Consider the following 11,797-nt stretch of genomic DNA (forward strand, 5'->3'; position numbering starts at 1 on the left):
CCGAAGGCTCCGTTTTTCATGCAACCAACCTGAAATCAGGCCAGTTTCTTGTGCCGTACACGATGCGGCTGGGCAGCGGCTTCGCCGAGGCGCTTGCGACGATCGGCTTCGTACTCGGTGTAGTTGCCTTCGAAGAACACGGCTTGCGAGTCGTCTTCGTACGCCAGGATGTGCGTCGCGACGCGGTCAAGGAACCACCGATCGTGAGAGATCACAATGGCGGCGCCCGGGAAGTCCAGCAGGGCTTCTTCCAGGGAACGCAGGGTTTCAACGTCGAGGTCGTTGGACGGTTCGTCGAGCAGCAGGACGTTGCCGCCCTCTTTCAGGGTCAGGGCCAGGTGCAAGCGACCGCGCTCACCACCGGACAGGTCCTTGACGAACTTCTGCTGATCGCCACCCTTGAAGTTGAAGCGGCCGACGTAGGTACGCGACGGGATCTCGTAGTTGCCGATGCGGATCTGGTCGGAACCGTCGGAGATTTGCTGGAACACAGTCTTGCTGCCGTCCAGGTCTTCGCGGCTCTGATCGACGCAGGCCAGCTGCACGGTTTCGCCGACTTCGATGCTGCCCGAATCCGGCGTTTCCTTGCCCATCAGCATGCGGAACAGGGTCGATTTACCGGCACCGTTACCGCCGATCACGCCAACGATGGCGCCTTTAGGCATGGAGAACGACAGGTTGTCGATCAATACGCGATCGCCGTAGCCCTTGGAAACGTTCTTGAATTCGATGACCTTGTCGCCCAGGCGCGGACCGGCCGGGATGTAGATCTCGTTGGTTTCGCTGCGCTTCTGGAATTCCTGCGATTGCATTTCTTCGAAGCGTTGCAGACGCGCCTTGGATTTGGACTGACGAGCCTTGGCGCCTTTGCGCACCCACTCCAGTTCTTCCTTCATGGCTTTTTCGTGAGCCGACTGCTGCTTGGATTCGGCAGCCAGACGATCGGACTTGGCTTCGAGCCAACCCGAATAGTTACCCTCGTACGGGATACCGGCGCCACGGTCGAGTTCGAGGATCCAGCCAGCGACGTTGTCCAGGAAGTACCGGTCGTGCGTGATCGCTACCACGGTACCTGGGAAGTCGTGCAGGAAGTGCTCCAGCCAGGCGACAGAATCGGCGTCCAGGTGGTTGGTTGGTTCGTCGAGCAGCAGCATGTCGGGGGCGGACAGCAGCAGGCGGCACAGAGCCACACGACGCTTTTCACCACCGGAAAGGACTGCGACCTTGGCATCCCACGCTGGCAGACGCAGCGCATCGGCGGCGACTTCCAGTTGGCGGTCCAGATTGTGACCGTCGCTGGCTTGCAGGATGGCTTCTAGCTTGGCCTGTTCTGCCGCCAGCTTGTCGAAGTCGGCATCTTCATCAGCGTAAGCCGCGTAGACCTCATCCAGGCGCGCCTGGGCGTTCTTGATCACGCTGACCGCTTCCTCGACCACTTCACGCACGGTCTTGGTCGGGTCCAGGATCGGTTCTTGTGGCAGGTAGCCAATGTTCAGGTCCGGCATCGGACGGGCTTCGCCGTCGAATTCGGTGTCGACGCCGGCCATGATTTTCAGCAGCGTGGATTTACCCGAACCGTTGAGGCCGAGCACGCCGATCTTGGCGCCGGGGAAGAAGGACAGTGAAATGTTTTTCAGGATTTCCCGCTTCGGCGGAACAACTTTTCCCAGCCGATGCATGGTGAAGACGTATTGAGCCATGGAGAACCTTGGGTCAGTGACAGATGAATGATTGGAGCGCAGGCGAAGCCGGCCAGACCGTGCGCGTCGTCCGATTGATGGCTATCAATACGTGCGCGCTGAAAAAGTCTGATTCTAGGAGCTGGAACGCTCCCGCGTAACCGGCAAAGCTACCTTATTGACAGAAGGCAGTCCAGCCGAGCGGGACTGGCACTTTGCCACAACTCAAGGCATGCTAGCCGCCCTTTGGGCGTCCGGCTTATAGTGCACGTCGCGCCAGTCCAGCCCATCCGCAGGATTTCAGTTTGTCTAATGCCACTCCGCCCGTGACCACCAGTGCACCCACTGTCGCACCCGGCTCCCCCCTGCGCGGTACATTGAAGGGCGCGCTGGCCATGCTGGTGCTGTTGTTGCTCGCACTGCTGTTCTGGCAGCTGCTGGATCAACTTCGCGCCACCCAGAAAAGCCAGCGTCAGTACACCATCGACTACACCGCCGATCTGGCCGCGCAAGTCAGCCTGAACATGACACTCAAAGCGCAAATTGCCCTCAACCTGCTGCCGATCGTCGAGCAACCGCAAAGCGCCGACGAACTGCAGGCGCTGCTGAGCAAGTTGCAACAATCGATACCGGAACTGCGCAGCCTCGCCTTGCTCAGTCCATCCGGGAAAATCCTCAGCGACAGCGCCGCCAACAGCGAGGACGCCGACTACCTGAGCGAACTGGTCCGGCGCAGCCACGCTCAGGCCCATTATTTCAGTAATGCCGATGACGGCTCGGTGGTGAACCTGCTGCTGCATCAAGCCAGCGGCAGCACCCGCGGTTACTGGGCCTTGCGCCTGACACCGATATTTTTCACCTCACTGACCCAACAAAATGAAGCCGGCATTCGCCCGCTGTGGCTGGTGGAAAACCGCATCAATCACCAGATCATCAGTCGCGATGAAGGGCTGCCTTCGATCAATCCGGGAATGTTGACCCCGGACGATGTGGCCAACAGCGTGCTGACGGTTCCCTTGAGCAGCAGTGACTGGCAATTGCGCGGGCTGTTCGACCGACAACTCGTCCTCGAACAACTGCTGCCGGCATTCATCGGCAAATGCCTGCTGGGCCTGGCGTTCTCCGTGTTACCGTTCATCGCTCTGCTGAACATGCGTCGCCGGCAACGGCAACTGCACGAAGGGCGTCGGCGCTATCAGGATATTTTCGAAGGCACCGGCGTCGCCCTGTGTGTACTCGACGTCTGCGGACTTAAAAGCGCCTTCGACAAGGCCCAGGTGCAAAACAACGAGCAATTGCAAGCCTGGCTGCAGAAGCCGGAACAACGTCAGCCATTACTGCGGGAGCTGCGCGTCACGGAGGTCAACCAGGTTGCGCAGCAACTGCTCAACGTCAATTCCCACGATCAAGCCTGGAAACTGCTGGTCGGTGGTGGCCCACTGGACAGCACCGATATCGGCAATCAAATGCTCGAGGCGGTACTCAACCAGCAGAATCAGCTTGAACTGGAAATCAAACTCCAGGACGCCAATGGCCACGACCAGCACCTATGGCTGGTGCTTCGCCTGCCGGAAGACCAGGACGACTACAACGCGGTGATCCTGAGCATTACCGACATCACCAGCCGCAAGCTCATCGAACTGTCGCTGCTGGAACGAGAAGGATTCTGGTCCGACGTGGTGCGCACCGTGCCGGATCACCTCTACGTGCAGGACGTGATCAGCCAGCGGATGATCTTCAGCAACCACCACCTGGGCCAGAGGCTCGGTTACAACCGTACCGAGTTGCACCAGATGGGCGAGTATTTCTGGGAAATCCTCCTGAACCCCGAAGATGCCGATTTCTACCACCGCTCGCGCCAGGAACAGCGACACGCCGGCTACCGGCAGTTGCTCCAGTGCCAGCTGCGTTTCCGGCACCGGGACGGTAAGTGGCGGCGTTTCGAGATTCGCGAACAGGCCTTGGCGCGCGACAAGCACGATCAAGTCACGCGGATCATTGGTGTGGCCAAGGACATCACCGATCAGATCGAAGCCAGTGAATCCCTGCGCGACAGCGAACAGCGCTACCGGATGCTCGCCGAAAGCATCAGCGACGTGATTTTTTCCACCGACAGCAAGATGGTGCTCAATTATGTCAGCCCGTCGGTACAAGCCGTGCTCGGCTATGACGCCGGCTGGTTTTTCCAGAACGGCTGGCAATCGACCATTGCCAACCCACAACAGCTGACCGGCATTTACAACCTGATGGACCGGGTCCACAAATCGCTGGATAAGCCCGACCAACTGGCGCAGTTGCGCAGCCAGGTGCAAACCCAACTGTTTTTGTTCGATTGCCTGCGGGCCGACGGACGCAAGATCCCCATTGAGCTGCGACTGGTATTGGTCTGGGACGAGCAAGGTGCATTTGAAGGTGTGCTGGGCGTCGGCCGTGACATTAGCCAGCAACGACGGGCCGAGAAAGACTTGCGCATGGCGGCGACTGTATTCGAGCACTCGACCTCGGCCATCCTGATTACCGATCCTGCCGGCTATATTGTCCAGGCCAACGAAGCCTTCAGTCGCGTCAGCGGTTATGCGGTAGAACAAGTCCTCGACCAGTTGCCAAGCATGCTGACCGTCGATGAACAACAGGAAGCGCATCTGCACTACGTGCTCAAGCAACTGCATCAGCACAGCACCTGGGAAGGTGAAGTCTGGCTCAAGCGGCGCAATGGCGAGCACTACCCGGCCTGGGTCGGGATTACCGCGGTACTGGACGACGAAGGCGACCTGGCCAGCTACGTGTGCTTCTTCAGCGACATCAGCGAACGCAAGGCCAGTGAGCAGCGAATCCACCGTCTCGCCTACTACGACGCCCTGACTCACTTGCCCAACCGCACGCTGTTTCAGGATCGTCTGCACACCGCGCTGCAGTCGGCCGACCGGCAGAAGTCCTGGGTCGTGTTGATGTTCCTCGACCTGGACCGCTTCAAGCCGATCAACGACTCCCTGGGCCATGCCGCTGGCGATCGCATGCTCAAGGAAATGGCCACGCGCCTGCTGGGCTGCGTCACCGATGACGACACCGTGGCACGCATGGGCGGCGATGAGTTCACCCTGCTGCTGCAACCGCGCATCAACCGTGAAATGGCCTTGAACCGGGCGATTCACGTCGCCGAACAGATTCTCGCCAGCCTGGTGAAACCGTTCGTCCTCGAAGGGCGTGAGTTCTTTGTCACGGCCAGTATCGGGATCGCCCTGAGCCCACAGGATGGCAACGAGCTCAGCCAGCTGATGAAAAACGCCGACACCGCGATGTATCACGCGAAAGAGCGCGGCAAGAACAATTTCCAGTTCTATCAGGCGGACATGAACGCCAGCGCCCTGGAGCGTCTGGAGCTGGAAAGCGATTTGCGTCACGCCCTGGAGCAAGACGAATTCGTTCTGTATTACCAACCGCAGTTCAGCGGCGATGGCAAACGTTTGACCGGCGCCGAAGCCCTGCTGCGCTGGCGCCATCCTCGTCGCGGACTGGTGCCGCCGGGGGACTTCATTCCGGTGCTCGAAGAGCTCGGCCTGGTGGTCGATGTCGGCGACTGGGTGATCAGCGAGGCCTGCCGTCAGCTCAAGACCTGGCATCAGAACAAGGTCCGTGTGCCCAAGGTGTCGGTCAACATTTCGGCCCGGCAGTTCTCCGACGGCCAGCTGGGGACTCGGATCGCCACCATTCTCAAGGAAACCGGCCTGCCGCCGGCGTGTCTGGAACTGGAACTGACGGAAAGTATCCTGATGCGCGAAGTCAGCGAAGCGATGCAGATTCTCGCCGGGCTGAAAAACCTCGGCTTGAGCATCGCGGTTGATGACTTCGGCACCGGTTACTCATCGCTCAACTACCTCAAGCAGTTCCCGATCGACGTGCTGAAAATCGACCGCACCTTTGTCGATGGCCTGCCCTCTGGCGAACAGGATGCACAGATTGCCCGCGCGATTATCGCCATGGCCCACAGCCTCAATCTGGCGGTGATCGCCGAGGGCGTGGAAACCCATGAACAGCTCGACTTCCTGCGCGAGCATGGTTGCGATGAGGTCCAGGGCTATCTGTTTGGGCGGCCGATGCAGGCGAGCCGGTTTGAAGCGCAGTTCAGTAATGATGCGTTGTTCATGTTTGATTGAGATTTTCAGGGCTGCAAATGATGCCTTCGCGAGCAGGCTCGCCCCCACAATGGAATGCATTTCAACTGTGGGAGCGAGCCTGCTCGCGAAGAGGCCGGCACGATCGCCGCTGATCCCTGCATGAACACCACTTGTCTGCGACATGATGTCCTTTCATATGCCATCTAAAACCCATTGAGTTAGAATGCCCCCCTTTTCTGCCCCGATCCTTGAGGACCGCCATGTTCAGCCGTGATTTGACTATTGCCAAGTACGACGCCGATCTCTTTGCCGCCATGGAGCAAGAAGCTCAGCGCCAGGAAGAGCACATTGAGCTGATCGCTTCGGAAAACTACACCAGCCCTGCGGTGATGGAAGCTCAAGGCTCGGTATTGACCAACAAGTACGCCGAAGGCTACCCGGGCAAGCGCTACTACGGTGGTTGCGAGTTCGTCGACGTTGTTGAGCAGCTCGCAATTGATCGAGCAAAAGAACTGTTCGGCGCTGATTACGCCAACGTTCAGCCGCACGCCGGCTCCCAAGCCAACAGCGCCGTTTACCTGGCCCTGCTGCAAGCAGGCGACACCATTCTGGGCATGAGCCTGGCCCACGGCGGTCACCTGACCCACGGCGCCAGTGTTTCGTCCTCGGGCAAGCTGTACAACGCCATCCAGTACGGCATCGACGCCAATGGCCTGATCGACTACGACGAAGTTGAGCGTCTGGCGGTCGAGCACAAGCCGAAAATGATCGTGGCCGGTTTCTCTGCCTACTCGCAGATCCTGGACTTCCCGCGTTTCCGCGCAATCGCTGACAAGGTCGGTGCTTACCTGTTCGTCGACATGGCTCACGTAGCCGGTCTGGTCGCCGCTGGCGTCTACCCGAACCCGGTGCCTTTCGCTGACGTCGTGACCACCACCACACATAAGACCCTGCGCGGTCCACGTGGCGGCCTGATCCTGGCTCGCGCCAACGCCGACATCGAGAAGAAGCTGAACTCCGCCGTATTCCCGGGCGCCCAGGGTGGCCCACTGGAGCACGTGATTGCCGCTAAAGCGATCTGCTTCAAGGAAGCGCTGCAGCCTGAGTTCAAGACCTACCAGCAACAAGTGGTGAAAAACGCCAAGGCCATGGCCGGCGTGTTCATCGAGCGCGGTTTCGACGTGGTATCGGGCGGTACTGAAAACCACCTGTTCCTGCTGTCGCTGATCAAGCAGGAAATCTCCGGTAAAGACGCTGACGCCGCTCTGGGCAAGGCGTTCATCACCGTAAACAAGAACTCCGTGCCAAACGATCCACGCTCCCCGTTCGTCACCTCCGGCCTGCGCTTCGGCACTCCGGCTGTGACCACTCGCGGCTTCAAGGAAGCAGAGTGCAAAGAGCTGGCCGGCTGGATCTGCGACATCCTGGCTGATCTGAACAACGAAGCGGTGATCGACGCCGTTCGTGAGAAGGTCAAGGCCATCTGCAAGAAGCTGCCGGTATACGGCGCTTAAGTGCACCGCTAGACCGCAGCATAAAGAACCGGCCAGTGATGGCCGGTTTTTTTTCGCCTGTGATTCGCACATCCCCTGTAGGAGCGAGCTCGCTCGCGATGGACGTCAACGTTGACGCGAGCTGTCTGGAAACACACATCGCTTTCATGTTTTTCGCGAGCAAGCTCGCTCCTACAAGAAGGGATCATCACTACTGGTAAGACCGGTCGTACCATTTTTTGTTTTTCCTCTTGTAAACATAAAAAACCTCAGCGTAGACTGCGCCTGCACTGGACATACCGGTAAGACCACAATAATTAAGTCCTGAATCTGAAGCGCCCCGCGCTCGGCTGCCAGGACACCGACCAGGATTCCTCTCATGCTCAGATGGTGCTCGCGTTCAATCTTCCTTCAAGTGGTTCTCGGATTGGTGCTCGGCATCGTCTGCGGGCTGACCCTTCCCGAATACTCCGCCCAGCTCAAACCGCTCGGCGACGGCTTCATCAAGCTAATCAAGATGCTTATCGGCCTGATCGTTTTTTGTGTCGTGGTCAGCGGCATCAGCGGTGCCGGTGACCTGAAGAAGGTCGGACGCATCGGCCTGAAATCGGTGATTTACTTCGAAGTGCTGACCACCATCGCCCTGGTGATCGGGCTGGTGTTCGCTTTCAGCACCGGCATCGGCAGTGGCGCGAATATTCACCTGGATCAGCTATCCACCGCCGACATCGGGGATATTGCCCAGCGCGGTCAACACATGCACACCACCACTCAGTTCCTGATGGACCTGATCCCGACCTCAGTGATCGGCGCCTTTGCCGACAACAACATCCTGCAGGTCCTGCTGTTTTCCGTGTTGTTCGGCAGCGCGCTGAACCTGGTGGGCGAAGCGGCTTCCGGCATTTCCCGACTGATCAATGAACTGAGCCACGTGATCTTCCGCATCATGGGCATGATCGTGCGCCTGGCGCCAATTGGCGTGTTTGGCGCCATCGCCTTCACCACCAGCAAATATGGCCTGGATTCGTTGCAGCATCTGGGTAGCCTGGTCGGCCTGTTTTACCTGACCTGCGCGGCGTTCGTGTCGCTGGTCCTCGGCCTGGTAATGCGCCTGTCCGGCTTGCGCATGTGGCCGCTGCTCAAGTACCTGCGCGAAGAACTGCTGATCGTCATGGGCACCGCTTCATCCGACGCAGTGCTGCCGCAGATCATGCGCAAACTTGAGCATCTGGGCATCGGCAGCTCGACAGTCGGCCTGGTGATTCCGACGGGTTACTCGTTCAATCTGGACGGCTTCTCAATCTACCTGACCCTGGCCATTGTGTTCATTGCCAACGCGACCGGCACGCCGCTGGCCATGACTGATCTGCTGACAATCCTGCTGGTATCACTGATCACCTCCAAAGGCGCCCACGGTATTCCAGGCTCGGCGCTGGTGATTCTGGCGGCGACACTGACAGCGATCCCGGCGATTCCGGTGGTCGGCCTGGTGTTGGTGCTGGCGGTGGACTGGTTCATGGGCATCGGCCGCGCGCTGACCAACCTGATCGGCAACTGCGTGGCGACCGTGGCCATTGCACGCTGGGAAAAAGACATCGACATCCAGCGCGCGAACAAGGTGCTTTCCGGGCAGCAGGGTTATACCTTCCAGTCGAAAAAACCGGTCGCACCGGCGCATCAGGAATTTTGAATCAAGCGAGAGCCTGCCCGGGGGCAGGCTCTCCAAACATTACCCATGGAGCAAACAGTGATCACCACGTCGACCGTCGTAAATTCAGTCGTAGAAAAACTTCGGGCCGCTTTGGCCCGGGGTCAGTGGCGCTCCGGCGACATGTTGCCGGGACAGCGTGAGCTGGCCGAACAATTGGGTATCAGCCGCCCGAGCCTGCGCGAAGCGGTGATCGTGCTGGAAACCCTGGGCCTGGTGCGTTCGATGCCGGGCAAAGGCGTGGTGGTGCTGGAAGCTAATCTCAGTGACAGCCAAAGCCACGACAACGCGGTGGCCGGCGCGAGCCTGGAAGACGTGCTGCAACTGCGCTACACACTTGAGCCATTCATCGTCGGCCTGGTCGCACAGTCGATCAGCAGCAAGGAAGTGGGTCAACTGCGCCTGACCCTGATGGACATGCGCGAAGCGCTGGAGGCCAACGACAGCGAAGCCGGCGTGAACGCCTACATCGCGTTCCACGAAGAGTTGTTCACCCTGACGTCCAACCCGATCTTCCAGAGCGTGGTTCAGCAGACCAGCAATGCCCTCAAGCAAAGCGCCGACGTATTGCGCAACTCGCCCGAGCATTTGGCAGAGCGCCTTGAGGAAAACGAAGCCGTGGTGCGCGCGATCCGCAGCAAGAACAGCGCCCAGGCCAGCGCCGAAATGCGTCGCCACATTCTTCGCGAAGGTCAGCGAATGGGCATCGAATTGAACATCCCGGACGACAACCTCGGCGGTTGAATCCCTTGGAACTGGAGACAGGCCATGAACAGCTTCGCTTCACTGCAGACTCTAACTGCCCTGCCCTTTCCCCCACCGGTGGAAGATCTCTACTCGCGCATTTTCGACGCCATTCTCGAACAGCGCCTCCATGCAGCCAGTCGCTTTACCGAAGAAAGCCTGGCGCAGATGTTCAGTGTGCGACGCAGTGACATTCGTGGCGTACTGACGCGACTGTCCCATCAGCAGATCATTGTCCTGCGCACCCACCATCGCCCCCGAGTCGCCACACTTGATACAGACCAGACCCGGCAGACGCTGCATGCCCGGCGACTGACCGAGATCACGCTGGTGCGACTGGCCTGTCAGCAGCCTCACCCACAAGACTTGAAGCGCCTGCGCGCGCTGATCGATTGCGAGCGCGAATGTACAGAGCGTGGGCCAGCAATCCGGTTGTCGGGGGAGTTTCATTTACGGTTGGCGGAAATGGCGGGGAATGCGCCGTTAGCGCATTTCCTGGACAGCCTGGTGCCTGTTACTTCGCTGGCAATTGCGCAGTTTGAAGCACAAGCGGAGGACTATTGCGTGTGGCAGGTGCATCAGGACATTCTGCAGGCGGTGGAGCGTGGAGACTCGGTGATGGCGCAAACATTACTGAACCGGCATTTGAATCATCTGGAAGAGACTTTGCTGACGCAACGCGAGAATCGCGCTGCCGGTTAGGTCCCCTTCGCGAGCAGGCTCGCACACATTTTGAAATGCATTCCCTGTGGGAGCGAGCCTGCTCCGGGCGGCGATCCGACGAAGGCGGCATCACACCCGCTGAAAATGTCGGACCTTACTCCGCCGCCACCCGCGCAAATCCCTCACGAATTTTCTCCTCCGGTAACTCATCGGCAATAAACACAATCACACTCTCGCGGGCTTCATCGGCGGCCCACTCGGTATCCCAATCGAAACCGTAAAGCTTCAGCACCCCCTGAAACACCATGCGCCGTGGCTCGCCCGCTATGTTCAACACACCCTTGTAACGCAGCAGTTGCTTGCCATGGTCTTCCAGCAGTTCGTTCATAAACTCGCTGAGCTTGTCGATATCCAGCGGTTTGTCGGTGCGCAGTACCAGGCTGGAAATGCGGTCGATGGAAGACGCCTTGCTCACAGGTCGCAAACTCATGCCGCCACCGAGGTCGGCATTGAGGTTGAAACCGCGAACGTCGAGTAATTCAGCCAGGTCGATCTTGCCGTGGTCGACCACACGGATCGGTGCGCGACGGTTGATACGGGTCAGGCGCTCGCTGAGTGCGGTAAAGGTGGGTTCATCCACCAGATCGCGCTTGCTCACCAGCAAGCGGTCGGCGAAACCGATCTGCGCCTGGGCGATAGTCTGGGTCAGGTGACTGTCGGCGTGAGCCGCGTCCACCAGAGTGATGATGCCGTCGAGGATGTAACGCTCGCGCAGTTCTTCATCGATGAAGAAGGTTTGCGCCACCGGCGCCGGGTCGGCCAGTCCGGTGCATTCGATCACCAGACGGTCGAACGCGATTTCGCCACTGTCCAGGCGTTCAAGCAGCAGGTACAGGGCTTTGGTCAAATCAGTGTGGATGGTGCAGCAGACGCAGCCGTTGGACAGCGTCATCACTTGCACCGGCTCGTCTCCCAACAATTGGGTGTCGATACCGGCGTCGCTGAATTCGTTTTCGATCACGGCGATTTTCAGGCCATGCTCGGCTTTAAGCAGGTGACGCAACAGCGTGGTCTTGCCGGCGCCGAGGAAGCCGCTGAGGATCGTGACCGGGATGGGAGATAGCAAACCTGGTTCTCCTGTTTTCACAAAATCAGAAAAGAAATGCAGAACAAATGTGGGAGCGAGCCTGCTCGCGAAGAGGTCGTGTCAGTCGACATTAATGTTGAATGACACACCGCTTTCGCGAGCAGGCTCGCTCCCACAGGGGGGCGGTTAACGGGTTAACAGCACTTCGGCCCACCCTTGCCGCCGTAACGAGCTTCCTGGCGTTCCCGGAAGAACATCTCGTAACTCATCACCGGCTTGTCCGGGTGTTTGGTTTGCATATGCTCGAC

The 11,797-nt window shown here is 59.1% G+C and carries 8 protein-coding genes; 5 read left to right on the forward strand and 3 right to left on the reverse strand.

Going from position 1 to position 11,797, the window contains the following annotated elements:
* Window positions 1-35 precede the first annotated feature (35 nt).
* Window positions 36-1,700, reverse strand: a complete 1,665-nt coding sequence (gene ettA, locus ACM6IR_RS22235; RefSeq protein ID WP_414909685.1) for an energy-dependent translational throttle protein EttA — start codon at window positions 1,698-1,700, stop codon at window positions 36-38.
* A gap of 284 nt (window positions 1,701-1,984) precedes the next feature.
* On the opposite strand from ettA, the gene ACM6IR_RS22240 reads away from it, so the two are divergent.
* The 5 genes from ACM6IR_RS22240 (at window position 1,985) to ACM6IR_RS22260 (ending at window position 10,441) form a co-directional block, all read left to right on the forward strand.
* Entirely contained in the window at window positions 1,985-5,833 is a 3,849-nt protein-coding gene (locus ACM6IR_RS22240; protein ID WP_414909686.1) for an EAL and GGDEF domain-containing protein, read from the forward strand.
* Between the two features lie 221 nt (window positions 5,834-6,054).
* Window positions 6,055-7,308 (forward strand): serine hydroxymethyltransferase, encoded by a 1,254-nt coding sequence (glyA, locus tag ACM6IR_RS22245; protein ID WP_201116261.1) that lies wholly within the window; start codon window positions 6,055-6,057, stop codon window positions 7,306-7,308.
* A gap of 358 nt (window positions 7,309-7,666) precedes the next feature.
* The gene (locus ACM6IR_RS22250) at window positions 7,667-8,977 is read left to right on the forward strand and encodes a C4-dicarboxylate transporter DctA (RefSeq protein WP_414909687.1); all 1,311 of its coding nucleotides are present in this window, start codon (window positions 7,667-7,669) and stop codon (window positions 8,975-8,977) included.
* A gap of 57 nt (window positions 8,978-9,034) precedes the next feature.
* Complete coding sequence (locus ACM6IR_RS22255; RefSeq protein ID WP_414909688.1) at window positions 9,035-9,739, forward strand: FadR/GntR family transcriptional regulator; 705 nt, start codon at window positions 9,035-9,037, stop codon at window positions 9,737-9,739.
* 24 nt (window positions 9,740-9,763) lie between these two features.
* Entirely contained in the window at window positions 9,764-10,441 is a 678-nt protein-coding gene (locus tag ACM6IR_RS22260; protein ID WP_414909689.1) for a GntR family transcriptional regulator, read from the forward strand.
* A 115-nt stretch (window positions 10,442-10,556) separates the two neighbouring features.
* Here the strand turns inward: ACM6IR_RS22260 and yjiA are convergent, their stop codons facing one another.
* Both yjiA and ACM6IR_RS22270 read right to left on the reverse strand, forming a co-directional pair.
* Complete coding sequence (gene yjiA, locus ACM6IR_RS22265) at window positions 10,557-11,528, reverse strand: GTPase (RefSeq protein ID WP_414909690.1); 972 nt, start codon at window positions 11,526-11,528, stop codon at window positions 10,557-10,559.
* 155 nt (window positions 11,529-11,683) lie between these two features.
* A partial coding sequence (locus tag ACM6IR_RS22270) for a CstA-like transporter-associated (seleno)protein (protein ID WP_414909691.1) occupies window positions 11,684-11,797 on the reverse strand: 114 nt, incomplete at its 5' end.

The organism is Pseudomonas sp. IT-P253 (assembly GCF_949768125.1).
Taxonomy (GTDB): Bacteria; Pseudomonadota; Gammaproteobacteria; order Pseudomonadales; family Pseudomonadaceae; genus Aquipseudomonas.

Bases quoted from the DNA above. Each gene is read 5' to 3' on its own strand.
- ettA (WP_414909685.1), bottom strand. From the start codon at position 1,700: ATGGCTCAATACGTCTTCACCATGCATCGGCTGGGAAAAGTTGTTCCG.
- glyA (WP_201116261.1), top strand. From the start codon at position 6,055: ATGTTCAGCCGTGATTTGACTATTGCCAAGTACGACGCCGATCTCTTT.
- ACM6IR_RS22250 (WP_414909687.1), top strand. From the start codon at position 7,667: ATGCTCAGATGGTGCTCGCGTTCAATCTTCCTTCAAGTGGTTCTCGGA.
- ACM6IR_RS22260 (WP_414909689.1), top strand. From the start codon at position 9,764: ATGAACAGCTTCGCTTCACTGCAGACTCTAACTGCCCTGCCCTTTCCC.